Raw genomic sequence first — 26,876 nt, 5'->3', positions numbered from 1 at the left:
CCTCCTAATTTGGTTTCTTTAATTTACAATTTACAACTTCCAAAGTATCCTTCAACTATTACGTCTCCCGTCATCTCCTCAGGCACTTCTTCTCCCAAAATACGGAGGACTGTTGGAGCTATGTCTCCCAATATTCCAACAACAGGAACCCCTCCAAACTCCTCTGGGAGCTCCACATCCCTCTTTTCCCTCCTCTTTACCTTGTAACTTCCACAGGTTCCCTTAACAACGACAAAAGGAACAGGGTTTGTGGTGTGGGCAGTCCAGGGACCTCCAGTCTTAGGGTCAATCATCTGCTCCGCATTTCCGTGGTCTGCCGTGACAATACAGACCCCTTCCATTTCAAGTGTAGTTTTTACAACCTGTTTTAGACACTTATCTACCGTTTCAATGGCCTTGATTGTTGCCTGCAAATTTCCCGTGTGTCCCACCATATCAGGGTTTGCAAAATTGAGAACAATTAGCTTGTACTCTCCGCTCTTTATCCTTTCAACAACCTTTTCTGTAACCTCTGGAGCACTCATTTCAGGCTTCATATCGTAGGTTGGAACTTTAGGTGAAGGGACCAAAATTCTGTCCTCTCCGGGGAAGGGCTCCTCCCTACCGCCGTTAAAGAAGTAGGTAACGTGGGCGTACTTTTCCGTTTCTGCTATCCTAAGCTGCTTGTATCCCAACTTTGAGATTACTTCACCTAAAACGTTCTTCAACTCCTGAGGAGGAAATGCAACCTCAAAGGGGAACGTCTCGTCGTAGAGGGTCATTGTTGCAACGTAGGAGGGCTCAACTATCCTCTTCCTTTTAAAGCCTTTGAAATCCCTAAGTCCCAAAGCAGAAACAATCTGTCTCATTCTATCTGCCCTAAAGTTGAAGAAGAAGAGAACATCTCCGTCCTCTACTAAACACTCTGGATTTATCACGTATGGTTTTACAAACTCATCGGTTTCCCCTCTTTCGTAAGCCTGATGGAGAGCTCTAATTGGGTCACTGCACCTGTATCCTTCACCTAAAACCATTGCATTGTAAGCCTTTTCTGTTCTATCCCACCTCTTATCCCTATCCATGTAGTAGTACCTTCCACCCATAGTTCCTATTGAGCCAACTCCCAACCTCTCCATTTCCTTCTGGAGCTCCCTCAAGTAATTCTCTGCACTCTTTGGTGGAGTATCCCTTCCGTCCAAAATTGGGTGGATGCAGACTCTCTCCACTCCCTTCTTCTTGGCAAACTCTAAGAGTCCAAAGAGGTGCTTAATGTGGCTGTGGACTCCCCCATCAGAGAGGAGACCTATAAAGTGAATCTTCTTTCCCTTCTCCTTTGTAGTATTCAGAGCTCTATTCAAAACAGGGTTCTCTTCTATCTCACCGCTCTCAAAGGCCTTCGTTATTCTAACTATGTCCTGCCAAACTATTCTCCCCGCTCCAATGTTCATATGTCCAACTTCAGAGTTTCCCATCTGACCCTCTGGAAGCCCTACTGCTTCACCTGAAGCCTTCAAAAGACCCTTTGGGTAGGTGCTCCAGAGATAGTCCCAGAATGGAGTGTTTGCCAGTGCTATTGCATTTCCTTCTTTTACTGGACTGTATCCAAATCCGTCTAAGATTACGAGAGTAACAAACTTTGCCATTCCTAACCCCTTTTTATTGAAAATTGTTTTCAATAAGGATAGTCCCCGTAGTAGACCTTTTCAAGGTAAAGGCCGTCAGGAGGTGCTAAGAAGGGAGCTCTCTCTCTGTTCCTTTCCTCCAAAATTTCCTTTACCTCGGTCGGCTTTAACTTTCCCCTTCCGACCTCAACGAGTGTAGCAACCATTACCCTAACCATATGCCTTAAGAATGAACGGCCGTAAAAGACAAGTTCAATCGTGTTGCCATCTCTGAAAATCTCTATCTCATTAACCTCCCTTAAGGGATTTACCTCCCTCTTCCTATCCTTTTTACAGAAGGAAGAAAAGTCGTGAACTCCAATCAAAAATCTTGAGGCTTCTCTCATACCCTCTATGTCCAATTCGTAGGGAATGAACCAGCTCCTTCTGTACTCAAAGGGACTCGGAACGTCCCTGTTAAAAATCCTGTACCTGTACCTCTTTCCCCTTGCCCACCTCCTTGAATCAAAATTAGAAGGGACTTCCTCAACATCAATCACCTTTATATCAGGTGGAAGTATGCCGTTGAGAGCTCTCTGCAACCTGTAGAGTTCAATCTCCTTCACTGTTTTAAAGTTTGCAACCTGACCCAAGGCGTGGACTCCCGCATCTGTCCTGCTTGCTCCTGTAACCTTTACCTCGTGTTGAAGTATTTTTTCGAGAGCTTCCTTAAGTTTTCCCTGAACAGTCGGTTTCCCCGGAATAATCTGCCATCCGTAGTAGTTCGTTCCCAAGTACTCCAATGTTAGTTTAACGTTCCTCATTTCTGGTATCCTTTCTACGGAGGTTTTTATGAAACTTCACACAGAAAGTTTAATTGTAAGCCTTCTAATAATAGCTGCAGGAATAGGTGCTTTAGAACTCGGGTTTTCGTCGGCTATCTTTGAAATTCTCTCTGGAGTTTTTGCCTCAAACTTTCTTAAGTTGGGAGACCTTAGGTGGATTGATTTCCTATCGAACGTAGGGCTTTTGGGACTTATGTTCTTTGCAGGCCTTGAAACGGACCCGGAACTTATGAAGAGGAACTTTTTCAAGAGCATATTCATAGGCTTCTCCTCTTTCTTCTTCCCCCTTGTGAGTATCTTCTACGTCTCCCATCACATCTTAAATTATTCCTTCGAGGCTTCCCTCTTAATAGGGATTGCTCTCTCAACGACGTCACTGGCACTTGTTTACCCTCTGCTTAAGGAGAAGGGACTTTTAAAACACACTACAGGTCAGGTTTTACTGTCTGCCGCAATGGTTGTTGATATATCAAGTATGATGGCCCTGAGCTTCCTCTTTGAAGGGATAAACATCTACAATATACTCTTTTCAATTGCCCTGATTCTCCTACTCCTGAGGCTTCCTAAGTGGGGAGAGAGGCTCTTTAAGAGGTACGAGGGAAACCAGATTGAGTTTAAAACGAGGTTCATTCTATTAGTTTTGGTTTCTCTGGGTTTCCTATCTGAAACCGTCCACATCAATGAAGCAGTTTTGGCGTTTACAACGGGAATTTTCTTTGCAGAGCTCTTTAGGAAGGACCACGTAATAGAGAAGAAGATAAAGGCCATAATATTTGGATTTTTAGCTCCCTTCTTCTTCTTTAAGGCCGGTTACTCTGTAAAATTATCGGTCATCAATCTGAAGGTAATTTTTCTCTCCCTGTTTTTGGGCTCTGTTGCCTTTATTACAAAGTACGTTGGAACAGTTTATGCCACAGCAAACCTCTTCAGGGGAACGGTGTATAAGCTTGCAGGACTATTTTTCAACATGAGGCTGACCTTTGGAATTGTTGCCTCCCTCTTCGGTCTAAAGAGTGGACTTATAGATGAGGAAACCTACGTTTCCCTTCTTCTAATAATTGTTGCTACATCCCTAATCTCATCGGTTATCTCCCACAGGCTCCCCCACGAGGTTGAAGAGGACATTTTGGAAGATATCTTTAAGATTTAAACTTTTGAGGAAGTTGTGAAGTTTAAAAAGTCTAAGCCCTTTACGGTCGGAATTGAACTTGAGGTCCAAATTCTTGACAGGGAGAGCTTTGAATTAACTCCCAAATCAAAGGTCATTTTTGAAAATATCAAAAATCCCAACGTTCAAAAGGAATTCCTTCAATCTATGGTCGAGTTTGTAACTGGAGTAAACGAATCACCGGAGGAAGCCGTTGAGGAGCTCCGAGAATCGGTAAGGGAAGTTTTGGAGATGGGAGATAATGAAAGCTTTTTCCTTTCAGCTTCGGGAACCCATCCCTTTGCAGACCCTTCAAGGATTAGAGTTACGGAGAACGATAGGTACTTGAAACTCCTGGAGGAGTTTCAGGAGGTCCTTCGCAACTTCCTGATTTACGGCCTCCACATCCACGTCGGATTTCCTGACGAAGAGAGAGCTCTAAATGCATACAACCTGTACGTTAAGTACCTACCCCTCTTCCTTGCACTCTCTGCCTCATCTCCCTTCTTTAGAGGGAGAAATACGGGAATTCTCTCCTACAGGACTAAAATCTTTGAACAGCTTCCAAGGGCAGGAATACCCCAGCAGTTCTCAGAATACGGTGAGTTTGTGGAGCTCTACGAGAGGTTAAAGGAGGCAGGTTTAATTGAATCGCTAAAGGACGTCTGGTGGGACGTCAGGTTAAGGCCTGACTTTGGAACCGTTGAGCTCAGGGTCTGCGATTCCGTTTCAAGCTTTAGGAGAATTGAGGGGCTTGCAACTTTAGCCGTTATCCTTGGGGAACTCTCCCTAATAAAGGAGGTTCAGATTGACTTTCACCAGATACACGTTCAAAACAAGTGGAATGCAGCAAGGTACGGTTTAAAGGGAAAATTTGTGAAGAGGGAAGGAACCACAACGGTTGGAAGGGAGCTCCACGAGATTGTTAAGGAGTACGGGAAGAGGTTTGGGAGACTGAGAGAGAGTGCAAGAGTTTTGGTCGATTTAATCTCACTTCCAACTCAGGCGGAGCTCCAGATAGAAGAGTATAGAAGAACGAAGGACCTAAAATCTGTTGTAAAGAAGTCCCTCGTAAGAATGGAGGAGTAGTTGAAGGGAGTAGTTGCGGCCGGAGATAGACTTACAGCAGAGGCAGGAGCTGAAATCTTAAAGGCTGGAGGTAACGCCTTTGATGCTGCAGTTGCAGCCTGTTTTTCCGCACCGATTACTGAACCTGCTCTGACATCGGCAGGTGGCGGAGGGTTTCTCCTCGCCGTTTCAGGTTCTGAACGACCTCTCCTCTACGACTTTTTTGTGGACGTTCCCCCAAAAAGGATTGAATCTCCTGAATTCTATCCCATTGAGGTTGACTTTGGAGACACCAAGCAGACCTTCCACATAGGAGCCGGTTCAGTTGCCGTTCCCGGATTTGTTGCAGGTCTCTTAAGGGTTCACACAGAAAGGGGGAAGCTCCCTCTAAGGGAGGTTCTCTCCGTTGCTGTTGAGTATGCAAAGAGGGGAGTAAAGCTTTCAAAACTCCAGGCTTCTTTCATTAAGCTCCTTGAACCGATATTTACTGCAACTCCCGAGTCAAGGGAGCTCTACGCTCCCGACGGAAAACTCATAGACAGTGAAAGGGAATTTAAAAATCCCGACTATGCCGATTTTTTGGAGCTCCTTTCTGAGGAAGGTCAGTGGGCTTTTTACGAGGGGGAGATTGCCGATGAGATAGATAGAATTATGAGGGAGAGGGGAGGAATACTTAGGAAGGAGGACCTTGAGAGGTACAAGGTAGTTGAGAGAAAACCCATTAAGGTAAATTTCAAGGACTACGAGGTCTTTACAAATCCCCCTCCATCCTCCGGCGGGATTCTTATAGGATTTACACTTAAACTTCTCTCAAGGGTTGAATTTGACGAATGGGGTTCAGTTCTCCACGCTGGAGCTCTCATTGAGTCCATGAGAACAACTCAGAAGTTTAGAAAGGACTTTGTCAACGGGCATCTTCACGAGGAGGGATTTGAAGGGATACTAAACAGGGATGAAATTATAGACTCCTACCACAACCTTTTTAAGAACAAATTAAATCTTTGGGGAAATACAACCCACATATGCGTTCTAGACTCTGAGGGTAACGGTGTTTCAGTTACAACGACAAACGGCGAGGGTTCCGGTGTTTTAATTCCAAAAACCGGTGTTATGCTAAACAACATGTTGGGAGAGGAGGATTTAAATCCTTTGGGCTTCTTTAAGTGGCCTCCCTACGTAAGGCTTCCTTCTATGATGTCCCCAACGGCAGTTTTTAGGGATGGAAAACCCCTCCTCCTCTTAGGAAGCGCCGGTAGCAACAGGATAAGGAGCGCAATAGTTCAAACCATTCTAAACTACCTATGTTTTAAAATGGGCGTGGCTGATAGCGTCTCAGCCCCGAGGCTCCACTACGAAAATGGAGAGGTCTTTGTAGAGCCGGGATTTCCTGAGAGTACGATAGATGAAATTAGAAGGCATTACAGAACGACACTTTTCAAGGAGAAGAGCCTCTTCTTTGGAGGAGTTCAGTCCGTTGACTTCAAGTTTTCGGGCGGAGGAGACCCGAGGAGGGGAGGTTTTGTCGTTAGGGTCTAATTGCTTCCTCTATTCTCTCCTTTAGGGAATTTATTCTCTCCTCATCGGTAATTTTTTTATAATCCATGTCTGTTATGTAGAAGCTGTCTATTACCCTGTTTCCTTCCGTTGTTATGAGAGCTCTCCTGAGCCTCGTTTTTTCCTCCAAAAGAATTTTCGTTATTGTGTAGAGAACGCCCAACCTATCAAGAGTTGAAACCTCAACTATCGTGTACTTTTCAGACGTTCTATTGTCAACCTTTACCTTCGTTTCAGGAATTGGAACGTTTCTTCTAAAAGCCTTTGGTCTCATAACAACTTCTATCTCCTCAAAGTTTAACCTTCCCTCGTAGAGCTCCCTCAATTTTTTCTCCAACCTTTCAACCGTATCGCAGGGTAAAGCCTCATCAGCTACAGTTGAAACCTGAATCGTATAGACCATACAGTCGCAGTCGTCCTCAATTGCCCTGTTTATGTTTGCTCCCTTGATGTTTATACCTAAGTATGAAAGAAGCCCTGCAACTCTGTTAAAGAGCCCCCTTCTGTACTTTGTAACTATCGTCAATTTCGTGTATCCCATATCGGGGAAGCTCTCGTGGTAGAACTCGTACTCCCTTCCCTCCCTTCTGATTTCCTTCATCATTAAGAGGTGTTTTGAGATTTCTGAGGATGAGTAAGTAATTAGGTAATCCCTGTCTGCATTTTTAAAGAACCTCTCAACAGACTCCGGTTTTATTTTTCCCTTTAATAACTCCTTAACCTTTTCCCTTCTCCTCTTTAGCTTCTCCTCAATGAGCTCCTCTGCCGTTTTATTCTCTACAAATAAGTTGTACGTTGTATTGTAGAGCTGCCAGAGAAGGGAGCTCTTCCAATTATCCCAAGCACCGGGCCCAACTGCCTTAATGTCTGCATAGGTTAGTAAAAAGAGCTTCTTCAACTTCTCCTCAGTTTTACACTCCTCCTTGAATTTTTCAATCAGGTTAGGATCCGTTATGTCCCTTCTAAACGCAAGGTGGGACATGAGGAGGTGGTTTCTCACAAGCCAAGATATTTCCTCAATCTCCTCCTCTGAAAAGCCCATTACAGATGTGTACTTCTCTGTTAGCTTTGAACCTACAATCTCGTGTTTTCCCGGTTTTCCCTTTCCTATGTCGTGAAAGAGGGCTGCAACGTAGAGGGTTTGAGGTTTTTCCAAGTCCTTTAGAATCTGCGAGAGTTTCTCCTTCTCCTGAACGGATGTCTCATTTGTTCCCTTTTCCTCTAACTTTTCAAGCTCCCTAACGGTCAGAATTGAGTGAATGTCCGTTGTAAACTTGTGGTACGTGTCGTACTGAAAGTGTCCCCTCAACCTCTCAAAGTCTGGAATGAGAGCTCCCAAAACTTTCGTATCGTGCATGGCCTCCAAAACAAAGGAGAGCCTCTTCTGGTTTTTTAAGATACCTTTAAACTCCCTTAAAACCCTCTTTCCCCTGAACCTGTTTTTCTGGGTTTCTGCAGAGAGTTTAAAGATTGAAAAGGTCTCTGCAGACATTGAATAACCTGTTTCCTGTAGAATCTTGAATCCCTTTAGAACCAGTTTCGGCTCCTTTAAAATGGAGCTCTTAAACTCCTCCTTGATGTAAAGGGTTCCCCTCTCTGCAAAAAACTCCCCAAAGTCTTCCCGATTTTCACTCAGTATAAATGGAAACTCCTTTTTTTCCTCCTGGAGCTCCTCCAAAGAGGTCTTTATTACCTCCTTAGTTGTAACGGCTATGTCTGTTGCAGAGTTGAAGTAGTTCTTCATAAATAGCTCAACCCCCTGCCTATCTAAGGGAAACCCGAAGAATGTTGCAACCTCCCTCTGCATCTCAAATGAGAGGATGTCGCTCTTCCTCCCGGCCAAGAGGTGTAATTGATTCCTCACTCTGAGTAAAAAGTCATAGGCTGAAATTGCCTCCCTGAAGCTCTGTCTGTCTAAAATCTTTCTGTCTAAAAATCCTGAATAGTTCTCTATACCAAAAACAACCTTTGCTATCCAGAAGGCCTCATGTAGGTCCCTGAGTCCTCCCTTACTCTCCTTCACATTTGGTTCCTGGTAGTAAACAGTTCCGTAAAAACGCCTGTATCTATCCCTTCTTGCAGATAAAATCTCATTGACCAGGTTTTTCCTGTTTTTCCTGATAAATTCGGAAAGGAGACCTCCTAACTTTTCCTCTATCTCCTCTTCTCCTGTTAAAAACCTCCTCTGGAGGATATTTGTGAAGATTGAGAGGTCGCTCTTTGAGAGCTCCAAAGCCTCGTCCACGCTCCTTGGTGAAAACCCCAGGTCCCTGTTAAGTGAGAGTAGAAAGTAGTAGAAACCCTCAATGTCCTCAGTGTGGGCTTCAGAGAGTTTTCCAGCGTAAATCAAGTTAACGTCTATATCTGAGTGGAAGTTTAGCTCTCCCCTTCCGTAACCCCCCAAGGCAAAGAGAGCTACAGGAATATCCCACTTTCCAAAGAACTCTTTAAAAGCGGGCTTTAACAGGGCATCCAAAGCTTTTTTCAGTTCTTCGGCAACTTCAAAGCCCGTTTTTTTTCTGTAATGGAACTCTTTTGCCTTCTCTAACTTTTCAAAGTACTTTTCCTTTAAAGCCTCGAGGTTCAATTTGTTAAACCTGCCAACTTCCAGAGTTTTTCAAAGTTTTTCCTGTAGAGTTTAATCAATTTTCCATTATTCTTAATAACAACCAAATTCTCATCGTTCCTTCGCTCAGCACTTCCTGTCCAGTTGAAACTTCCCGTTGATACTATTTTATTATCGTAAATTGCATACTTGTTGTGCATAAGCCCACCACCGCTTCCCCTTTTGTATCTTACCTCTATACCTGCACTTTGAAGGAGTGGGCCTACGCAGAATCGGGACTTACCGTTCCCCTCGTCTATTATTACTCTAACCTTTACTCCCCTGTTGTGGGCATCAATCAAGGCTTTTGCTATTCTCCTGCTTGTAAAAGAGTAAATAGCAATATCTATATTCCTATGGGAGTGGTTTATTAAATTAACAATCTCCCTTGTGCAGCCACCCTTAGGTGAAAAGTAGGCTGAGGTTTCTATACTTCCTGAGGGATAGGATACTGGTTTATTTTCACATCCGAAAAGGAAAATGGAGAAAATAAGGGTAAGGAGGAAGAACCTCACTTTGCCCTCTTCTCAACCTTTACCTTTTCTACAACTGAGGACTGTCCCAAGTACTTTGAACCGACAACTGAAAGGAGCAGTGAATTTAGTAGAAAAAGTGCACCCAAAACCGCCGTTGTTTTCGTTAGAACTGCTCCTGTCTCAGCTCCAAATGCAGAGCCCGTTGCAGTTCCACCCATCATTGCAACTCCACCTTCACTCTGACCCGGCTGGATAATGACAACAAGAATAAGAAGAAGGGCCAGGAGTGCGTGAACTATCAAGAGAAACGTAAACATTACTCCTCCCTATCAAACTTAACTATTTTCGAAAAGCTCTCTGCCTTAAGGCTTGCTCCTCCAACGAGAGCTCCATCAATGTCGGACATCTCAAGCAAACTCTTAGCATTTTCAGGTTTTACACTTCCACCGTAGAGAATTCTAACTCTCTTTGCCTTTTCGCTGTCAAAAATTTCCGATAGAAGTCCCCTTATAAATTTGTGGACTTCCTGGGCCTGCTCCGGAGTTGCCGTCTTTCCCGTCCCTATCGCCCAGACCGGCTCGTAGGCTATTACAAACTCACTCTCCCTACTTAATCCTTTGAGCCCTTCCCTAACCTGTCTTTCAACGACTACTTCCGTCTCTCCCCTCTCTCTCTCCTCTAAGAGCTCTCCAACACACAGAATAGGTGTTAAACCATGCTTTGCTGCAGAGATGACCTTTTTATTGATTAAATCGTCGGTCTCTCCGAATATGTGTCTTCTCTCCGAGTGCCCCAATATTACGTAGGAAGCTCCAACATCCTTTAGCATAATTGGAGAAATTTCCCCGGTAAATGCTCCCTTTTCCTCGTAGAACATATTCTGAGCACCTAAGAGGATGTTTGAACCCTTAAGCTCCTTTCCAACAGGATAGAGGGCTGTAAATGGAGGACAGACAAGAATGTCTCTATCGTTCACATCACTTACAAGTTTTTTAAGTTCCCTAACGAGTGAGAGTGCTTCAGGAACAGTTTTGTTCATCTTCCAGTTTCCAGCTATTAAAAGCCTCCTCAACTTTTCCCCCTAAGATGCTTTGGTCAGTTCGTACTTCGGCTTTCCCGTCTTTACAGATTCCTCATCAATTATAACCTTCTTTATGTCCTTTCTCGTAGGAACTTCAAACATAACGTCCGTCATGAGCTTTTCCATGATTGCCCTGAGTCCTCTTGCTCCCGTCTTTCTCCTTATCGCTTCCCTTGCAATTTCCCTTAGAGCTCCCTCTGTAAACTCTAGCTCTACACCTTCAAGCTCAAGCATCTTCTTGTACTGTTTAACTAAAGCGTTTTTAGGCTCTGTTAAAACCCTGACTAAGTCCTCCTCTCCCAACTCCTTAAGGGTTGCAACAACAGGAAGCCTTCCTATGAGCTCCGGAATGAGCCCAAACTTAACAAGGTCGTCAGGCTCAACGTGCTTTAAAAGTTCGTCCCTCTCCAACTTTTTCTTGTCAACGTCTGCGGTAAATCCCAAACTTCCCTTTCCAATTCTCCTTGAAATTATCTCTTCAAGTCCTACAAATGCTCCACCACAGATGAACAGGATGTTTGATGTATCAATCTGAATGTACTGCTGATGAGGGTGCTTTCTTCCACCCTGAGGAGGAACGTTTGCAATAGTTCCCTCTAAAATTTTAAGTAATGCCTGCTGAACGCCTTCCCCCGAAACATCCCTCGTTATTGATGGATTTTCACTCTTTCTCGAAATCTTGTCTATCTCATCAATGTAGATAATTCCCCTCTCAGCCTTCTCAATATCGTAGTCTGCAGCCTGAATGAGCCTTAACAGAATGTTCTCAACGTCCTCACCTACATATCCAGCCTCAGTTAGGGTTGTTGCATCTGCAATTGCAAAGGGAACGTCAAGGAGCTTTGCAAGAGACCTTGCAAGGAGCGTTTTTCCTGAACCTGTCGGGCCTATAAGGAGAATGTTGCTCTTTTCAATCTCTACATCGTCAACAGTTCCACCTGAAAGTATCCTCTTGTAGTGGTTGTAAACTGCAACGGAGAGAATCTTTTTGGCCTCCTCCTGACCTATTACGTATTGGTCTAAGAACTCCTTAATCTCCTTTGGAGTTGGGAGTTTGTCTATGCTGACAGGAGCTCCCTTTTTACTCTCCTCATTCTCATGGAGCATCTTGTAACACTCATCAACGCATACGTTACAAATTGCTACACCCTTTGGACCGGTTATTAAAGCCTCTACTTCATTCTGACCCCTACCGCAAAACGAACACCTTCTTTCGGGAATTTTTGTTTCAAACATATCTTTACCTCTTTTAATTTGAGTTTTTGGAGATTTAAATATAGGATTGAGAATATCTTTGGGGGATTTCTACTGTTTTTGAGCCAGCGTATGCCACCCTACAAAGTCGTTGTTTGGAGTTGCATCGGGGCAGTCATCGTCCTGTAACGGATAGCCTATTGAACTTTTCTTCCAGTAAATCATATCGTTTTCTGTTTGATATGCGTATATTTTATCGCCGTAAGTATGCTTTGTGCAAAAGTTCGCATAGCTTCCATTAACTTTTGCAACAGCCCTAATATCCTTTGATAGATACTTGTGTTCAAAACCATCTACTCTAATTATTCCGTTTTGAGTTACATCTTCTGCAGAAAAGGGAGCGAATTTCTGATTTATTGAATAGTAAGCAAGTTCATCATTTATTAAATTTTTAAGGTCATATAGAGCAATTGAGTTTCTTGTAAGAGTTTTGTATATTTTAAATGAAGCTATAGCTATTGTTGTTAGAATACTAATAATTACAATTACTATTAAAACTTCAACTAACGTGAATCCTTCTTTTTTGAACATTTTACTTCAATTTCCTTTAAAAGAAGAAGCCCCAATAGGGGCCTAAGATTTATTGTAATTTTTCTACGGGTGCTTTGTCAGTGCATGAGTTAAACTCAACATATGGAACATAATTATTATTACTTTTCATATATTCATGTCCAAGGGCAAATCCGTACCCTGGTGAGCCATCAGAGCAAGTTAAACTGGCAATTGCTTCACTTCCAGAAGTAGCTTTTTTATCCTTAGTTACTGTAAGGTTAGCTTCATTGCCTTCAACTTTTAACATCACAACATTATTTGAAAGGGGAACTTCAGCTACAACGTTTCCATTAGAATCTTTTAATTGAAGTTTACCATTGCTGTAGTTAACTAAATCACCTGTTGCATATTTATCTTGTGAAGCAAAGTAGGCCTCTTCTGCAGCAATAATATTGTGAGCATCCGATTTCATTGCCGCAACGTAAGCTCTCTGTTTGTACTTACTGAACTGAGGAATTGCAATTGCTGCGAGAATTGCAATAATTGCAATAACGATTAACAGTTCAACAAGTGTAAATGCCCTTCTCATAAAACACCTCCTAAATTTTGTTTTCCAACTTAAAGTATAAGCAAATTTTATACCAAACTGCAAACTTTTTGAGCAGTAGAAAAATAAATCCTATTTATTTAACAAAGTGACAATTTTTGTCATGATTTATGACAAATTTTGTCAGATAAGAAAAGGTTTAGAATAAATAAACATTAAAAGGAGGAGTAATAAATGGTTAGAGTGAAGGTCTGTGGAATAACAAATTTAAATGATGCTTTAATTACTGTTAAGGCCGGAGCTGATGCGGTTGGCTTTATCCTCTATCCAAAAAGCAAGAGGTTTATAAAGGCGAAAGAGGTGAGAAGGATAACTCAAGGTTTACCTCCTTTTATTTTCAAGGTCGGTGTATTTGTCAACGAAGACCTCCATGCAATTTTGGAGATTCTAAGCTACGCAAACCTTGACTTTGCACAACTTCATGGAGATGAGTCTCCTGAGGAGTGTGAATACATAGGAAAGGAAAGAGTAATAAAAGTTTTCAGGCTTAAATCGATTGACGAAGTTGAGAAAATAGAACCCTACATCGGAAAAATTAGAGCTCTCCTCCTTGATACCTACTCCGAAAGCTCCTACGGGGGAACTGGAAAAACGTTTAACTGGGAAATAGCAAGGGCTGTAAAGGAGAGGTTTCCCCAAATTCCTCTGATTCTCTCCGGTGGTCTAAATCCTGAGAACGTGAGGGATGCTATAAAAGAGGTTAATCCTTACGCCATTGATGTAAGCAGCGGCGTTGAGAGAGCTCCTGGGATTAAGGATAGGGAGAAGGTAGAGCTCTTTATAAGAAGAGCTAAATGTGAATAGTTTGCAAATAGAAACTTTGGCATTAAGTTGAAGAAGTAAGAGAAATTTAATTAAAAGGAGAAAGGAGGTACCATGGGAACAAAGGCAAGGGAACTTGTTGGGGAACATGCAGATAGGATTGTGGAGCTCCTAAACAGAGCTCTCTGTGATGAATGGCTTGCGTACTACCAGTACTGGATAGGCTCAAAGGTTGTTAAGGGACCTATGAAGTCGGCAGTTGCTGCTGAACTTGTACAGCACGCCCAGGATGAGCTCCGCCATGCAGATATGCTTGCAATGAGGATTTTAGAGCTTGGCGGAACACCTGTTCTGACTCCAAAGAAGTGGTTTGAGCTTACAAACTGCGGTTACGACTCACCTGAAAATCCCTTTGTTAAGCAGATTCTGGAGCAGAACATTAAGGGAGAACAGTGTGCAATAGATACTTACAACAAAATTGTTAAATTTACAAAGGACATAGACCCTGTTACCTACAACATTGCACTTCAGATAATGACGGATGAGGTTGAACACGAGGAGGATTTACAGGGACTTTTAGAGGATTTGATGAACATGGAGTTTTTAAAGTAAAGGGAGGAGAGAATCCTCCCTATTCTTCGTTCTCTTCAGATTCAATTTTTATGTGAAGCTCTTCCAACTGCTCCTCCCTTACTGTATCTGGAGCTCCTGTAAGTAAACACTGTCCCCTCTGAGTCTTCGGAAATGCTATAACGTCCCTGATTGACTCTTCTTTTCTCATGATTGCACACAGCCTGTCAAGTCCAAAAGCCATTCCTCCGTGGGGTGGAGCTCCGTACTTTAGAGCTTCAAGTAGGAAACCGAACCTCTCCTTCGCCTCCTCATCCGAAAGGCCTATAACCTTGAAGACCTTTTCCTGAATGTCCTCCCTGTGGATACGGATACTTCCTCCACCTATTTCAACGCCGTTTAGTACCATGTCGTATGCCCTTGCCCTGACCTTTTCTGGAGATTCAAGGAGAATCTCTACATCCTCCTCCTTCGGGCTTGTAAACGGATGGTGGAGAGCTTCCCACCTGTTTTCGTCCTCGTTCCACTCAAACATTGGAAAGTCTACAACCCAGAGAACGTTAACCTTGTCTTCATCAATCAGCCCTGCCATCTTTCCAAGTTTCAGCCTCAGGTTTGCAAGTGCCTGGTTAACGACGTCCTTTTTGTCTGCAACGAAGAAGAGAATATCCCCAACCTCAGCCTCTAACCTTTCAAGTATCCTGTTCATCTCTCCTTCTGAGAAGAACTTAACAATTGGGGATTGGAGCCCTTCCGAGAGAACCTTTATCCAGGCAAGTCCCTTCGCTCCGTATATTCCAACAAACTTTGTAAGTTCGTCTATTTCCTTCCTCGAGAGCTTCGCTCCACCTTTAAAGTTAATAGCCTTAACTATTCCTCCCTTCTCAGCAACAGTTCTAAATACCTTAAACTGACACTCCTTGGCAATGTCCGTAATCTCCTTTAGCTCAAGTCCAAACCTCGTGTCCGGTCTATCCGTTCCAAATCTGTCCATTGCCTCATCGTAGGTCATCACGGGAATTTCACCAATTTCAACCCCTAAGAGCTCCGAGTAGAGCTCCCTCAAAAGCCTCTCTGCAACGTCCATCACGTCCCTTTCAGTTACAAAGGACATTTCAAAATCAATCTGTGTAAACTCTGGCTGCCTGTCTGCCCTCAAGTCCTCATCTCTGAAGCACCTTGCAATCTGGTAGTACCTGTCAAATCCCGAAACCATTAGAATCTGTTTAAAGAGCTGTGGGGACTGAGGAAGGGCGTAGAACTTACCGGGATAGATTCTGCTCGGAACCAAAAAGTCCCTTGCTCCCTCAGGAGTACTCTTTGTAAGGTATGGAGTTTCAATCTCTACAAATCCCTCCTCGTTAAAGACTCTCCTTGTAATCTGATAGAGTCTATGACGGAAGATAATGTTTTCAGCCATTTTTTTTCTTCTCAAGTCAAGGAATCTATACTTTAACCTTGTCTCCTCCCCAACCTTTACATCGTCCTCTATAGGGAACGGAAGCGGAAGGGATTTGTTCAGGATTTGTAATTTCTCAGCATATATTTCAACCTGTCCCGTTTTAAGTTTCGGGTTTTCAGTTCCCGGAGGTCTCCTCCTAACCTCTCCCTCAACGGCTATCACAAACTCATCCCTAAGTTTTTTAGCCCTCTCAACGATTTCCTCGGAGATTTCAGGTGAAAAGACAACCTGAACCTTCCCCGTTCTGTCCCTTAGGTCAACAAAAACAACTCCTCCGTGGTCCCTCGTTGAGTCAACCCAACCTGCAACCCTTACTCTATCTCCAACGTCCTTTCCAGTTACATCTCCACAGTAGTGGGTTCTCTTGAATTCTCCAAGGTGTTCAAGCATTACCGACCTCTCTTCCTTTTTGTTTTGGGAATTTTAGAACAATTTTTCCTCAACCTTAAATCGACAAGTTTACTTTTAAAGAGGAGCTCCCTCGTGTAGGGAAGGACGTAGTTGCTCTCTATTTTGGAATTACTATACCTCTGACCTTCTGTTGATATGAAGTAGAAAGAGTTGAGCTTCTTTCCATCGATAAAGACATTTTTAGTAATATAGGTTGGAAAAATAAGAGAGTAGATAATTAATAAGATGGAAGGAACAAAGCCGTAGATCGGTTTAGAGAATAGAATTAAAAAGAGGCTTAAAACCATTACAGCTCCGGAGATAAAGAGGGGAACCTCACAGTGAACAACTGCCCACTTTGTCAGTTTAAAGAGGAACTTGGAGCTCTCTATAAAGAAAAATCCCAAGTTTTCTGTTAAGTTGTTGATAAGTTCTGACTTTCCGAATGTAATTTGTTCTGCGAATGAGGATACGAGAAAGGGAACGAACAAGAATGTTGAAACGATTGAATTAATCCAACTTAATAAGTTGAACGTTCCAAAAACGGTTAAAACTAATGGAAGTGTAAATAAAACCGGAGAGATGGAAACTTTTAACGTTTTTAACCACCAATTTTCCCTTCCCTTTAGTGCTAACAGTATGCCACCTACTGCACAAAAAGATAGGGCTGCAGACAAGTTAAACTCTGTGAAAGTAACGCTTATTAGAAGAACGACACCCAAAAGATAAAGAGGATTTACTTTTCTGTAGCCTTCCAATCCCAAACCTAAGAGAAACGTAAAGAGGTATGCTCTTAAGACAGAAGGAGTGAGGCCCGTTAGGGGAATAAGGGGAAGAATTAGGATGGAGGATAGAGTCACAGGCCTTCTTATTCTTAAGGTTTTGAAAAGGAGGGAAAGGAAACCGACAACAATTCCAACGTGAAGGCCCGATATTGCTAAAAAGTGGTAGATGCCGGCTAAGGAAAAGTACCCTTTGATTGAATCGGGAAGCTCGTACCTTAATCCTAACGTAACCGCTCCAACGAGAGAGGATATGGGATAGTCAATGTTTTCCTCCAATTTCCTGTAAAGTTCATACCTGACTTTTTCAAGGGAGAAGTTACTCCTTTCAACCAATCTTCCGTTTAAATTAACTTTGTCACCGGGAAGGGCGTCATCCTTTAGCTTTATGTACTTATGACCCTCAAGAACTGCAACTTTTTCTTCATTTGGGAGCTCCTTAATCCAAAGAACTTCTCTTACATTTTGGTTTCCAGGAGGTCTACTTAAGAGGGATGAAACTCCTAAAAGAACAGCGACAAAAATTATTCCCGGTAGGAGCTCCCTGACTCTAAACCTGAGTGAGTAGTTGAGAAAAATTAGAAGGGTCGATAGAAAGAGAAGTGGAAAGTAGGGAGTTTGGAGCTCCTTAACCGTTAAAACAAGGAATGAGAGGAAGAACACGTATACAACGGGCTTTTCTATCTTTCCCCTCCAAATATCCCTTAACTTTTTCTTAACTAAGCATATAATTATACGCGGCAAGGGGAGGACTTTTGCCAATTTCTATTAAAACACAAATAGAGGAGGAAGGAAAATGGCCAAGACCCTCGGCGTCCACATCGTAGCAGACCTTTACGGCTGCGACCCGGAAGTCCTTAAGTCTGCCGAAAGTATGGCAGAAATCTTTGAGGGGGCAGTGAAACACGCCAACCTCAACAAGCTCTCAGCCTACTACCATCAGTTTGAGCCCTACGGGGCGACGGGGGTTGTTGTTATTTCAGAATCTCACCTATCCTTCCACACTTGGCCTGAGCATGGATACGTTGCCATAGATGTCTATACGTGTGGAGACCATGAAAACGCCTTCAAGGCCTTTGATTACATAGTAGATAAGTTAAATCCTGAAAGGGTTGAAAAGAACGTTCACTTTAGGGGTGTTGTTAACGAAAACGAGGAAGTTACATTCTGCGCAAGTGTAGGCTGAGTGTTTGTTGGAGGGGGCGTTAGCCCCCCTTTAGCTATTCCTCTCCAAACTTCCTTTCAATCTTCTCCTGCTCTAACTTACACTTTATGCAGAGCTCCGCTACAGGTCTCAGCTTAAGTCTTTCGTACTTAATACATGCTCCACAGTTTTCACATATCCCGTAAGTTCCCTCTTCAATTTTCCTCAAGGCTTTTTCTATCTTCTTTAGGTACTTTGCTTCCCTATCCCTGATTCTCATCTCAAAAGTTCTCAAAATTTCGTCGGTTGACATGTCAACAATGTCTCCTACTTCCCTCTCTGAATGGGCATTCTCCTCAAGTCCTCTCTTTATGTCCTCTAAAACTTCTTCCCTTTTCTTTTCCAAGATTTCCTTCAGTTCTTTCATCTGTTCTGCTGTTAGGCACCTGTTCCCTTTCATCTCTTCCTCCTGCCGTGATTGGTGGGAAAGGTATAAATAAGGGTGTAAAATGTCAACGACAATTTTACAGGGGGACGTAATGGAGCTGTCAAAGAGAGTTTTAAATATGTCGCCATCTCCTACAATGGCGATAACAAGCAAGGCTAAAGAGTTGAGAGCAAAGGGGATTGATGTAATAGGCTTTGGTGCCGGTGAACCGGACTTTGACACCCCTGAACACGTAAAAGAAGCTGCAAAGGAAGCAATCGATATGGGATTTACAAAGTACACTCCACCTGCAGGTATCCCTGAGTTAAGGGAGGCTGTTGCCTACAAGTTAAAGAATGAGAACAACATTGACTACGAACCGGAGCAAATTGTTATAACAGACGGAGCTAAACAGGCTCTCTTTAATCTGATGCTCTCTGTGATTGAGGAAGGAGATGAAGTAATAATTCCTAAACCTTACTGGGTTACGTACCCTGAACAGGTTAAGTTTGCAGGGGGAAAACCTGTTTTTGTTGAAACGAAGGAAGTAAAGAACTTTACACTAACACTGGAGGATATAGAGCCTGCCGTTACGAGTAAAACTAAATTAATAATCATCTGTACTCCCCACAACCCAACAGGAGCAGTTATTCCGAAGGAGGAGTTGGAAAGGATTGGAAAATTCTGTGCAGAGAGGGGAATTTTAATAGCGTCCGACGAGTGTTACGAGAAGCTAACCTACGACGGATTTAAGCACACGAGCACTGCCTCTATTTCTGAAGAGATTAAAGAGGTTACGGTTACTATTAATGCCCTTTCAAAGACCTTTGCAATGACGGGATGGAGAGTTGGTTATGCAGCAGGTCCTAAGGAAATAATTGATGCGATGATTAAAATTAATTCTCAGTCAATTTCAAATGTAAATTCAATCGCACAAAAGGCAGCAGTTGCAGCTCTTGTTAAGCCAAAGGACTTTTTGAACGACTGGATTAAGGCTTACGATGAGAGAAGGAGATATATGGTTGAGAAATTAAACAAGATTCCTGGAGTTTCGTGCCTAATGCCTAAAGGGGCATTTTACGCCTTTCCAAACGTCAAGGAGCTGATAGAAAAGGGTAGATTTAAGGATGACTTTGACCTTGCTGAGTACCTTTTAGAGGAGGCTAAGATAGCCGTTGTTCCCGGAACAGCTTTCGGTTCCCCTGGATATTTGAGGCTTTCCTATGCAACCTCAATGGAAAATATTGTAGAGGGACTGGAAAGGTTTAAAAAGGCAGTTATTGAGAGGTTAAATGGATAGAAAGGAATTTAGAACGGATTGGTTTACACTGATTTCCTACGCCCTTTTGGTTGTTTCCTACTCACTCTTCTTTGGAGCTCTCCTCTACAGGTCGGGGAAGTTCTCCCTTACCTCCGTTGTTTTCCTTCTCCTCGTCCTTCCCGTTGTTGGATACTTTTTCTTTCTCCTGAAGAAAAAGGTGACTGTATCTAACGATGGAATTGAGGTTTTTGGAATTACTGGAAGGAAAAAAATAAATTGGAATGAGATTGAGGAAATTTCATTAACTCCTGGAAGAAGATATTTCCTCTTTATTTCATCTAAGGACGGGAAACTTGCAGTCGTCGATGACTCTGTAGATGGATTTAAGGAGCTCTTAAAAGAGGTGGAAAGGAGAGTTCCCAGTAAACTTAGCAGTAACTTTAAGGAGGTGGCGTCTTCCTATAAACGTTCCTACACCTCAAATGCAATCATTCTAATTGCTTCCCTCGTCTTACTCTTTATTTTAATAAAGTCTTTTATTTAGGCTTTACCTTTTCAATTTTAATTGAAGGGATTCTTAAATTTTTAACTTTTTCTTCCAATTTTTCAACTCTAACTTCTAAGTCTTTTACATTTTTCTCTAAACTGCTGGTGTTTTCAGTATTTGATTTACAGCAGGATTCCAAATTTTGAATTTCTCCCTTTAAAGAGTCGATATTCTTTCTTAGACTAATAATTTCAGATTCAATTTTAGATAACTGTTTTTTCTGTTCATCTTTTAGTTTCTTGGTAGATATTAAAATTTGATTAATGTTTTTCTTTAATTTAATGTTATTAACCTCCAAATGAGAACTCTTCTCTCTTAAATTTTCAAACTGAGTAGAAAGTTTAGCTAACCCCTCTCTCTGGGACACAAGCCTCTTTTGGAGCTCCGAAACCTCCTTCTTCAAATTCTCATTTTCCAACTTTAAAACCTGGAGTTGTGCTTCGATTGAGTTTATCCTCTCTCCCCCTGAGGTGACACATCCCGATAGGAAAATTACCATCCCTAAAAGTAAGCCCTTTCTCATCCTTCCCTCCGGTTGAAATTTTACCACTTTGGAATTAGTATTGAACTGACGTGTCAGTTCAGGGGGTAGAAGTTGAAAACAAGGGAGAGGGAAATCCTTAAAAGGGCAAGGAAGCTCTTTTCAGAAAAGGGTTTCTACAATTTAACGGTTTCAGACATTGTTAATTCTTTAGGAATTGCAAGGGGAACGTTTTACCTCTACTTCAAAAACAAAAACGATGTTTACAAGAGGGTTCTTGAGGAGCTTGTTCTTGAAATATCCTCAAAGTTAAAGCTCCTACCGAGGGAAAATCCCGTCGACCAGTTAAGGGAAAACTTGAGGAGTCTCTTAAGTCTCTTTGAGGAAGATAGGGAGTTGGCCCTTCTCATTCTCAATCACCCTCACAAGTTAAATCCTGAGTTTGACAGGCTCATTGAGGAATTTTTCAAAAAAGTCTACTCTCTCGTTGAACACTCCCTTTTAACGGGAATGAAGTTAGGCCTTGTTAGAAGTTGCAACGTCCAAGTTGTATCGAGGGCGATTGTTGGAGCTTTTTTAGAAACAGGAAAGGGAATCGTTGAGGGGAAGGTAAATATTGATGAGGCAGTAGAGGAGCTTGTCAATCTCGCTTTTAAAGGAATTTTGGAGGGGTAATGTTTAAAGCCGGAATAGATGTAGGCTCAACTACCGTTAAGGGCGTTTTGCTGAATGAGAACAATGAAATTGTCTTTAGCCACTATACAAGGCATGAGGCAAAGCAGTCTGAAAAAGTAGCAGAGCTCCTTAAAAAATTTGAGGAGATAGCAGGAAAGGAGTTTCAGCTCTTTATGACCGGAAGCGGTGGAGGAGACATTGCAAGGGTTCTAAATGTAAAGTTTGTTCAAGAGGTAAATGCTGTAAGCCTTGCAGTTGAAACTCTTCATCCTGAAGTTAACTCCGTTGTTGAACTGGGCGGTCAGGATGCAAAGATGATTTTCTGGATAGATGCCGGTGGTGTAAGGAGAAAAGTTACAACGATGAACGATAAGTGTGCCGGCGGAACGGGAGCCACTATAGATAGAATCGTCTCAAAATTAAAAATCCCTCCTGAGATTGCAACGAAGGTAGGGTTTAATCCTCAAAAAGTGCATCCCGTTGCAGCAAAATGCGGCGTCTTTGCAGAAACCGATATAAACAGCCTCCAGAAGGCAGGTGTTCCATCAGACGAGCTTCTAATTTCCCTCTTCAATGCAATAGTCATCCAGAACTTGGCAGTTTTAACGAGGGGACACACTCTAAGGCCGGTCGTTCTTCTATTGGGGGGTCCAAACACCTACTTTCCGGCATTAGTTGAGGCCTGGAAATACCACCTTGAAAAGATGTGGAGAGAAAAGGGAATTGATTTTGACGAAAGTTCTGTACTCCTTCCTAAAAACTCACACCTCTATGCGGCAATCGGTGGAGCTCTCTACTCAAACTACGAAGAGAGTCCCTACAGGGGAATGGAAGGACTTTTGGAATTTAGGAAGTCCCTTGTTTATTTAAAGAGGAAAACTGGGGAGAGGGGACTCTTAAAGCCGGGGGAGAGTTTAGAGGAGTTTAGGGAAAAGTACGGGGTAAAGCCATTTAAACCGAGGGAGTTTAAACCGGGAGAGAAAGTTAAAGCATTTTTGGGAATAGACGGAGGCTCCACTTCAACAAAGGCCGTTTTGATTGATGAAAATGGGGAACTCCTTGCAACTGCCTACACACTTTCTAAGGGAAATCCCCTCTCTGATACTAAAGAGGTTGTTAGAAGTTTGAAGGAACAGATAGAGGAAAACGGCGCGGAGCTCCAGATTCTCTCCGTCGGGACAACGGGATATGCTAAGGAGATGCTAAAGGAGACAATAGGTGCCGATGTTGCAGTCGTTGAAACTGTGGCTCACACAATTTCTGCAAAGCACTTCTTTGAAGACATTGACGTTATAGTTGATGTTGGAGGTCAGGACATTAAGGTAATGATTCTGAGAAACGGAGAGGTTAAGGACTTTAAGCTGAATACCCAGTGCTCAGCGGGAAACGGTTACTTTCTCCAGTCAACGGCGGAAAAATTTGGATACAGGGTCGAAGAGTTTGCTGATGTTGCCTTTAAGGCAGAGTACGCTCCAAGGTTCAACTTTGGCTGTGCTGTCTTTTTGGAACAGGACATTGTTAACTTTCAAAGGCTTGGATGGGAACCCCACGAGATAATGGCGGGCCTTGCAAAGGTTCTGCCGAAAAATATATGGCTCTACGTCGTTAAAGAACCGAACCTTAGGAGACTTGGAAGGAGATTCCTCCTTCAGGGGGGAACACAGAGGAACCTTGCAGCAGTTAAGGCCCAGTACGACTTCATAAAGGAGAAAGTTCCGGACGCAGAAATTTTAGTCCACCCGATAACCGGTGAGGCCGGAGCCTTTGGAGCTGCCGTTGAGGCAATGAGGAACTACACTGGGAGAACCTCCTTTATAGGCCTTGACAGGCTTATAAACCTTGACTTTGAAGTAAAGAGCGACGAAACAACAAGGTGTAACTTCTGTACAAACAGGTGTCAGAGAACGTTTATTAACGTTAAAACCCAATCCGGAGATAGACTCTACATAATTGCTCCCTGTGAAAAGGGAACTGTAACGGACATTTCCGACGTGAAAGAAGTTGTAAAGAAAATCAACAGAATAAAGAGAGAAAATCCAAACTTACAGGAAATTTCAGCTAAGAAAGTCTTTGAAAGCTATCCAGTTAGAAAAGTTTACGAAGAGAGGAGATTTGGAATTCTAAGCAGAAGAAGAGTTATTGGTACGAGGAAAAAGTTAAAAATTGGAATTCCGAGAGTTCTTAACTTCTATTCACTAACTCCATTTTTCAGGGGGTACTTGGAGTCGTTAGGGGTTGAAAACTTTGTTTTCTCCGACTACACATCTGAAAGGATGGTGAGGGAGGAACTCCGAGGAGGGGCTATAGACCCATGCTTTCCAAGTAAGGTTGCCCTTGCACATATAAGGAATTTGATAAAGAAAAAGCCCGACGTTATTCTCTTTCCAAAGGTTGCAACGTTAAGGGGAATGTTTAAGGATGCTGAAGGTTCCCATGCATGTCCTACAGTTACGGCAACCCCGATTTCGGTAAGGTCCGTTTTAACAAAGGAGGAGGACATTTTTAAAAAGAATGGAATAGTCTACCTTGACCCTCTCCTGCACTTTGACGATGAGGAACTCCTAAGATGGGAAATGTACGAGGCCTTTAAGGAGATTTTGAAATTGACAAGAAGGGAGAGCGACAGGGCTGTTGATGAGGGATTTAGAGCTCTATCCGAGTACCAGAGTGAGATGAGAAAGTTGGGAGAGGAAATTTTAAGGAGAGTTGAGTCTGAGGGAAGAATAGCAATTTTAGTTTTAGGAAGGCCTTACCACAACGACCCAGGAATAAACCACGGGATAACTGAGGAGCTCCAGAAGTTGGGATATCCGATTTTAACGATAGATTCACTACCTTTGACAGACGAATTTTTAAAGAGAGTATTTCCCGATAGAGACCCGTTTAAAATAAGGGATATCTGGAAAAAGGCCTACAGTGAAAACAGTACTAAAAAGGTCTGGGGAGCTCTCTACGGCTCAAGACATCCAAACATTGCGCTCCTTGACCTTTCGTCCTTCAGGTGCGGACACGATGCCCCCATCTATTCGGTTGTTGAGGAAATCGTTGAAAAGACAGGAACTCCCTACTTTACCTTCCACGAGATTGACGAGAACAGGCCGTCAGGCTCTATAAAAATCAGGGTTGAAACGATAGACTACTTTTTAAGGGAAAGAATGAAAAGGCTGTTTGAAAGGAGATTAGAGGAGAGAGTTTGTTAGTTTAGTGGTAATTTCTTCTCAACTTGATTGATAACTTTTAAGTCAATACTTCCAGAAATTATCCCTTCAGAATCTCCGGCCTCTGAAATGACTCTTCCCCAAGGGTCAACTATCGCAGAGCTCCCTCCCATCTCCTTCCCCGTTCCGTTTGCTCCTACGAAAAACCTCTGGAGTTCTAAAGCCCTGCTTCTGATTAGGATTTCCCAGTGGAACTTTCTTGCCCTTCCCCACTGGGCTGAAACTGTAAAGACCTCTCCTCCCAGCTCCTTCAGTCTCTTTAAAATTTCAAAGAACCTAAGCTCAAAACAGACAACGGGAGCAACGACTCCAAATGGAGTTTTCGCGACTTTTAGGTCTTCCAATCTTCCTTCCGTAAAGTACTCACCCTCACCTCCGGGCTTAAAGAGCTTAACCTTTGGCCTTGAAAGGAGCTCCCTGCCGTTGCTTAGAACTTTAATCGAATTAAAAAGTTTTCCATTAATTCTTTCAAAAACGGAGAAAACTACCGTTAGATTAAGGCCTTCGGAAAATCCCATAAGGTCGTTACAGACCTTCTCCGAAAATCTAACAGCCTCATCAATATTTTTGTAGCAAAATCCCGTAGGAAAAACCTCGGGAGCTACAACTAAAGAGTCCCTCTCACACAGGTTTAAAAGGGTAAGGAACTTTGAGTAGTTTTTCTTAAATCCACAAGGGAAAGATTCAAACTGGATGGAGTAAGCCTTAAAGGTTTTTCTCAAGGAGCTCCTTTCCTCCCTTTTTCTTCCAAACTATTTCACAGTAGGCCTTTCTTCCGGAGACCTCCTTGTAGTAATAGTAGTGCATGGGCTCCCTTTCAAAGTACCTCCTGTGGTACTCCTCGGCAGGGTAAAAGTTTTTGAAGGGTCTTACTTCTACTGCTATAGGGTCTGAAAAGAGGGAACTCTCCGAAAGAATCTTGAGGGCTTTCTCTGCAAGTTCCTTCTGCTCTTCATCGTGGTAGAAGATAACAGGTCTGTACTGACTTCCCCTATCTGCAAACTGGCCGTTTCTGTCTGTCGGGTCAATGGAGGTCAGGAAGGTTATGAGGAGCTCCCTGTATGAAACCTCTTTAGGATTGTACTTAACTTGAACTGCCTCAACGTGTCCCGTTTTGCCAGTACAGACCTCCTCGTAGGTAGGGTTTTCTGAGTTTCCTCCCGAGTAACCGGGAGTAACCTCAACTACTCCCGGCAGTTTACTAAAAGCCTCCTCAATGCACCAGAAGCACCCACCTGCAAAGGTTGCAACCTTTTCCAACTTAGAGCTCCTCTATCACCCTCATCGACTCTGCAGCCCTCTTTGCCTTCTCCCTTGCTTTTTCAACGGTTTCAGCCCTTGCAACGGCAACGCCCATTCTCCTCTTTGGCCTTGTCGTTGGCTTTCCAAATATCCTGACCCAGACGTTCGGCTCTTTAAGGGCTTCCTCTATTCCTTCGTACGATGGAGCTACAGAGTTTGTCCTTGCATGGAAGCAGTACGAAGCCCCCGGGGAAATCAGCTCAATGTGTATGGGAAGTCCCAAGATTGCCCTCAGGTGAATTTCAAACTCGCTCATGTTCTGGCTTGCCATCGTTACCATTCCCGTATCGTGGGGCCTCGGGGAGACCTCACTGAACCAAACCGTATCGCCCTTAACGAAGAATTCACAGCCAAATATTCCGTACCCTCCCAAAGCATCAGTAACTTTTTTGGCCATCTCCTTTGCCTTAGAAAGGGCAGCTTCGCTCATAGGTTGAGGCTGCCAGCTCTCGTGGTAGTCCCCTTCAACCTGTCTGTGGCCTATAGGCTCGCAGAAAAGTGTTCCCTGATTTTTTGTTCTAACTGTTAGGAGGGTTATTTCAAAATCAAAGTTTATGAATTCCTCAATGATGAGGGCATTTCCCTTTCCCCTTGCGTTCTCCTTTGCATATTTAAAGGCTTTTTCTAATTCCTCTTCACTCTTAACTACACTCTGTCCTTTTCCTGAGGAGCTCATGACGGGCTTTACGACAACGGGAAATCCCAACTCCTCTACTGCCCTTTTGTACTCCTCATAGGTTTCTGCAAACCTGTACTTTGAGGTCTTTAAACCCAACTCCTCTGCTGCCAGTCTCCTTATTCCAATTCTGTCCATAGTTATCTTTGTTGCCTTTGCACAAGGGACGACGTTAAAACCCTCCTTTTCAAGCTCAATGAGCATGTTGGTATCTATTGCCTCAATTTCCGGAACTATAAAGTCCGGTTTTTCCCTGTAAACGATATTTCTGAGCTGCTTTCCGTCCTTCATATCAACAACGTAGTACCTGTGGGCAACCTGCTGGGCAGGAGCTCCCTGGTACGAATCAACGGCGATAACCTCAACTCCCAACCTCATTGCTTCAATTACAAACTCCTTGCCCAACTCCCCGCTTCCTAAAAGGAGAATCTTTGTAGCGTTGTGCGATAGAGGCGTTCCTATTCTCATTT

Annotated in this window: 26 protein-coding genes; 10 read left to right on the top strand and 16 right to left on the bottom strand. The window is 43.0% G+C overall.

Annotation, left to right across the window (positions count from 1 at the left end):
* Window positions 1–23 precede the first annotated feature (23 nt).
* Both gpmI and truA read right to left on the bottom strand, forming a co-directional pair.
* On the bottom strand, window positions 24–1,622 hold the full coding sequence (gpmI, locus tag FN732_RS02940) for a 2,3-bisphosphoglycerate-independent phosphoglycerate mutase (protein WP_142934534.1): 1,599 nt from the start codon (window positions 1,620–1,622) through the stop codon (window positions 24–26).
* A gap of 29 nt (window positions 1,623–1,651) precedes the next feature.
* Window positions 1,652–2,404, bottom strand: coding sequence for a tRNA pseudouridine(38-40) synthase TruA (truA, locus tag FN732_RS02935; protein ID WP_142934532.1), 753 nt, complete (start codon window positions 2,402–2,404; stop codon window positions 1,652–1,654).
* Between the two features lie 28 nt (window positions 2,405–2,432).
* Between truA and FN732_RS02930 the strand changes: the two genes are divergently transcribed.
* The 3 genes from FN732_RS02930 to ggt are packed head-to-tail and all read left to right on the top strand — an operon-like array spanning window position 2,433 to window position 6,176.
* Window positions 2,433–3,575, top strand: a complete 1,143-nt coding sequence (locus FN732_RS02930) for a cation:proton antiporter (RefSeq protein ID WP_142934530.1) — start codon at window positions 2,433–2,435, stop codon at window positions 3,573–3,575.
* A 15-nt stretch (window positions 3,576–3,590) separates the two neighbouring features.
* Window positions 3,591–4,661 (top strand): carboxylate-amine ligase, encoded by a 1,071-nt coding sequence (locus FN732_RS02925; protein WP_142934527.1) that lies wholly within the window; start codon window positions 3,591–3,593, stop codon window positions 4,659–4,661.
* Window positions 4,662–6,176: a gamma-glutamyltransferase gene (ggt, locus tag FN732_RS02920; RefSeq protein ID WP_142934524.1), complete on the top strand. Its 1,515-nt coding sequence runs from the start codon at window positions 4,662–4,664 to the stop codon at window positions 6,174–6,176. It abuts the gene before it with no gap.
* Here the strand turns inward: ggt and glnD are convergent.
* The 7 genes from glnD to FN732_RS02885 form a co-directional block, all read right to left on the bottom strand.
* Window positions 6,166–8,781, bottom strand: a complete 2,616-nt coding sequence (gene glnD / locus FN732_RS02915; RefSeq protein WP_142934522.1) for a [protein-PII] uridylyltransferase — start codon at window positions 8,779–8,781, stop codon at window positions 6,166–6,168. The genes ggt and glnD overlap by 11 nt on opposite strands.
* Entirely contained in the window at window positions 8,778–9,314 is a 537-nt protein-coding gene (locus FN732_RS02910) for a phospholipase D family nuclease (RefSeq protein ID WP_142934520.1), read from the bottom strand. Before FN732_RS02910 ends, glnD begins: the two co-directional genes overlap by 4 nt.
* Window positions 9,311–9,592: a preprotein translocase subunit SecG gene (gene secG / locus FN732_RS02905; RefSeq protein ID WP_142934517.1), complete on the bottom strand. Its 282-nt coding sequence runs from the start codon at window positions 9,590–9,592 to the stop codon at window positions 9,311–9,313. The genes FN732_RS02910 and secG overlap by 4 nt, the downstream gene beginning before the upstream one ends.
* Entirely contained in the window at window positions 9,592–10,347 is a 756-nt protein-coding gene (tpiA, locus tag FN732_RS02900; protein WP_142934515.1) for a triose-phosphate isomerase, read from the bottom strand. Before tpiA ends, secG begins: the two co-directional genes overlap by 1 nt.
* Before the next feature lie 9 nt (window positions 10,348–10,356).
* Window positions 10,357–11,592, bottom strand: a complete 1,236-nt coding sequence (clpX, locus tag FN732_RS02895; protein WP_142934513.1) for an ATP-dependent Clp protease ATP-binding subunit ClpX — start codon at window positions 11,590–11,592, stop codon at window positions 10,357–10,359.
* A gap of 69 nt (window positions 11,593–11,661) precedes the next feature.
* Window positions 11,662–12,141, bottom strand: coding sequence for a prepilin-type N-terminal cleavage/methylation domain-containing protein (locus FN732_RS02890; protein ID WP_142934511.1), 480 nt, complete (start codon window positions 12,139–12,141; stop codon window positions 11,662–11,664).
* Between the two features lie 49 nt (window positions 12,142–12,190).
* The gene (locus FN732_RS02885; protein ID WP_142934509.1) at window positions 12,191–12,691 is read right to left on the bottom strand and encodes a prepilin-type N-terminal cleavage/methylation domain-containing protein; all 501 of its coding nucleotides are present in this window, start codon (window positions 12,689–12,691) and stop codon (window positions 12,191–12,193) included.
* Between the two features lie 192 nt (window positions 12,692–12,883).
* On the opposite strand from FN732_RS02885, the gene FN732_RS02880 reads away from it, so the two are divergent.
* Both FN732_RS02880 and FN732_RS02875 read left to right on the top strand, forming a co-directional pair.
* Window positions 12,884–13,513, top strand: a complete 630-nt coding sequence (locus FN732_RS02880) for a phosphoribosylanthranilate isomerase (RefSeq protein ID WP_142934507.1) — start codon at window positions 12,884–12,886, stop codon at window positions 13,511–13,513.
* A 72-nt stretch (window positions 13,514–13,585) separates the two neighbouring features.
* Window positions 13,586–14,083 (top strand): ferritin-like domain-containing protein, encoded by a 498-nt coding sequence (locus tag FN732_RS02875; protein ID WP_142934504.1) that lies wholly within the window; start codon window positions 13,586–13,588, stop codon window positions 14,081–14,083.
* Window positions 14,084–14,102: 19 nt separating this feature from the next.
* Here FN732_RS02875 and aspS read toward each other — a convergent pair whose 3' ends face one another.
* Both aspS and FN732_RS02865 read right to left on the bottom strand, forming a co-directional pair.
* The gene (gene aspS / locus FN732_RS02870) at window positions 14,103–15,893 is read right to left on the bottom strand and encodes an aspartate--tRNA ligase (protein ID WP_142934502.1); all 1,791 of its coding nucleotides are present in this window, start codon (window positions 15,891–15,893) and stop codon (window positions 14,103–14,105) included.
* On the bottom strand, window positions 15,893–17,419 hold the full coding sequence (locus tag FN732_RS02865) for a ComEC/Rec2 family competence protein (protein WP_185954221.1): 1,527 nt from the start codon (window positions 17,417–17,419) through the stop codon (window positions 15,893–15,895). The genes aspS and FN732_RS02865 overlap by 1 nt, the downstream gene beginning before the upstream one ends.
* A 52-nt stretch (window positions 17,420–17,471) precedes the next feature.
* Here FN732_RS02865 and speD point away from each other — a divergent pair, with 52 nt between their 5' ends.
* On the top strand, window positions 17,472–17,861 hold the full coding sequence (speD, locus tag FN732_RS02860) for an adenosylmethionine decarboxylase (RefSeq protein ID WP_142934498.1): 390 nt from the start codon (window positions 17,472–17,474) through the stop codon (window positions 17,859–17,861).
* 34 nt (window positions 17,862–17,895) lie between these two features.
* Here speD and FN732_RS02855 read toward each other — a convergent pair whose 3' ends face one another.
* Complete coding sequence (locus tag FN732_RS02855) at window positions 17,896–18,279, bottom strand: TraR/DksA family transcriptional regulator (protein ID WP_142934496.1); 384 nt, start codon at window positions 18,277–18,279, stop codon at window positions 17,896–17,898.
* Window positions 18,280–18,358: 79 nt separating this feature from the next.
* Here FN732_RS02855 and FN732_RS02850 point away from each other — a divergent pair, with 79 nt between their 5' ends.
* Together FN732_RS02850 and FN732_RS02845 are read left to right on the top strand one after the other, a co-directional pair.
* The gene (locus tag FN732_RS02850) at window positions 18,359–19,546 is read left to right on the top strand and encodes a pyridoxal phosphate-dependent aminotransferase (RefSeq protein WP_142934494.1); all 1,188 of its coding nucleotides are present in this window, start codon (window positions 18,359–18,361) and stop codon (window positions 19,544–19,546) included.
* Window positions 19,539–20,051, top strand: a complete 513-nt coding sequence (locus FN732_RS02845; RefSeq protein WP_142934492.1) for a PH domain-containing protein — start codon at window positions 19,539–19,541, stop codon at window positions 20,049–20,051. Before FN732_RS02850 ends, FN732_RS02845 begins: the two co-directional genes overlap by 8 nt.
* On the opposite strand, the gene FN732_RS02840 is transcribed toward FN732_RS02845, so the two are convergent.
* On the bottom strand, window positions 20,044–20,457 hold the full coding sequence (locus FN732_RS02840) for a hypothetical protein (protein ID WP_142934490.1): 414 nt from the start codon (window positions 20,455–20,457) through the stop codon (window positions 20,044–20,046). The genes FN732_RS02845 and FN732_RS02840 overlap by 8 nt on opposite strands.
* 192 nt (window positions 20,458–20,649) lie before the next feature.
* Here FN732_RS02840 and FN732_RS02835 point away from each other — a divergent pair, with 192 nt between their 5' ends.
* Window positions 20,650–21,210: a TetR/AcrR family transcriptional regulator gene (locus tag FN732_RS02835; RefSeq protein WP_142934487.1), complete on the top strand. Its 561-nt coding sequence runs from the start codon at window positions 20,650–20,652 to the stop codon at window positions 21,208–21,210.
* Window positions 21,210–24,410: a BadF/BadG/BcrA/BcrD ATPase family protein gene (locus FN732_RS02830; protein ID WP_142934485.1), complete on the top strand. Its 3,201-nt coding sequence runs from the start codon at window positions 21,210–21,212 to the stop codon at window positions 24,408–24,410. Before FN732_RS02835 ends, FN732_RS02830 begins: the two co-directional genes overlap by 1 nt.
* Here FN732_RS02830 and FN732_RS02825 read toward each other — a convergent pair.
* The 3 genes from FN732_RS02825 to purT are packed head-to-tail and all read right to left on the bottom strand — an operon-like array spanning window position 24,407 to window position 26,874.
* Window positions 24,407–25,150, bottom strand: a complete 744-nt coding sequence (locus FN732_RS02825; RefSeq protein ID WP_142934483.1) for a nitrilase-related carbon-nitrogen hydrolase — start codon at window positions 25,148–25,150, stop codon at window positions 24,407–24,409. The genes FN732_RS02830 and FN732_RS02825 overlap by 4 nt on opposite strands.
* The gene (gene msrA / locus FN732_RS02820) at window positions 25,134–25,688 is read right to left on the bottom strand and encodes a peptide-methionine (S)-S-oxide reductase MsrA (RefSeq protein WP_142934481.1); all 555 of its coding nucleotides are present in this window, start codon (window positions 25,686–25,688) and stop codon (window positions 25,134–25,136) included. Before msrA ends, FN732_RS02825 begins: the two co-directional genes overlap by 17 nt.
* A 1-nt stretch (window position 25,689) precedes the next feature.
* Entirely contained in the window at window positions 25,690–26,874 is a 1,185-nt protein-coding gene (gene purT / locus FN732_RS02815; protein ID WP_142934479.1) for a formate-dependent phosphoribosylglycinamide formyltransferase, read from the bottom strand.
* Window positions 26,875–26,876: the final 2 nt, after the last annotated feature.

Source organism: Balnearium lithotrophicum (assembly GCF_900182585.1).
Lineage (GTDB): Bacteria > Aquificota > Aquificia > Desulfurobacteriales > Desulfurobacteriaceae > Balnearium > Balnearium lithotrophicum.
The sequence above is the reverse complement of the archived record's forward strand: the minus strand, read 5'-3'. Positions and strand labels throughout refer to the sequence as shown.

Excerpts from the sequence above, each read along its gene's own strand:
- gpmI (WP_142934534.1), bottom strand. The coding sequence starts at position 1,622 with ATGGCAAAGTTTGTTACTCTCGTAATCTTAGACGGATTTGGATACAGT.
- truA (WP_142934532.1), bottom strand. The coding sequence starts at position 2,404 with ATGAGGAACGTTAAACTAACATTGGAGTACTTGGGAACGAACTACTAC.
- FN732_RS02930 (WP_142934530.1), top strand. The coding sequence starts at position 2,433 with ATGAAACTTCACACAGAAAGTTTAATTGTAAGCCTTCTAATAATAGCT.
- secG (WP_142934517.1), bottom strand. The coding sequence starts at position 9,592 with ATGTTTACGTTTCTCTTGATAGTTCACGCACTCCTGGCCCTTCTTCTT.
- clpX (WP_142934513.1), bottom strand. The coding sequence starts at position 11,592 with ATGTTTGAAACAAAAATTCCCGAAAGAAGGTGTTCGTTTTGCGGTAGG.
- FN732_RS02890 (WP_142934511.1), bottom strand. The coding sequence starts at position 12,141 with ATGTTCAAAAAAGAAGGATTCACGTTAGTTGAAGTTTTAATAGTAATT.
- FN732_RS02885 (WP_142934509.1), bottom strand. The coding sequence starts at position 12,691 with ATGAGAAGGGCATTTACACTTGTTGAACTGTTAATCGTTATTGCAATT.
- FN732_RS02880 (WP_142934507.1), top strand. The coding sequence starts at position 12,884 with ATGGTTAGAGTGAAGGTCTGTGGAATAACAAATTTAAATGATGCTTTA.
- FN732_RS02875 (WP_142934504.1), top strand. The coding sequence starts at position 13,586 with ATGGGAACAAAGGCAAGGGAACTTGTTGGGGAACATGCAGATAGGATT.
- aspS (WP_142934502.1), bottom strand. The coding sequence starts at position 15,893 with ATGCTTGAACACCTTGGAGAATTCAAGAGAACCCACTACTGTGGAGAT.
- speD (WP_142934498.1), top strand. The coding sequence starts at position 17,472 with ATGGCCAAGACCCTCGGCGTCCACATCGTAGCAGACCTTTACGGCTGC.
- FN732_RS02855 (WP_142934496.1), bottom strand. The coding sequence starts at position 18,279 with ATGAAAGGGAACAGGTGCCTAACAGCAGAACAGATGAAAGAACTGAAG.
- FN732_RS02850 (WP_142934494.1), top strand. The coding sequence starts at position 18,359 with ATGGAGCTGTCAAAGAGAGTTTTAAATATGTCGCCATCTCCTACAATG.
- FN732_RS02845 (WP_142934492.1), top strand. The coding sequence starts at position 19,539 with ATGGATAGAAAGGAATTTAGAACGGATTGGTTTACACTGATTTCCTAC.
- FN732_RS02830 (WP_142934485.1), top strand. The coding sequence starts at position 21,210 with ATGTTTAAAGCCGGAATAGATGTAGGCTCAACTACCGTTAAGGGCGTT.
- purT (WP_142934479.1), bottom strand. The coding sequence starts at position 26,874 with ATGAGAATAGGAACGCCTCTATCGCACAACGCTACAAAGATTCTCCTT.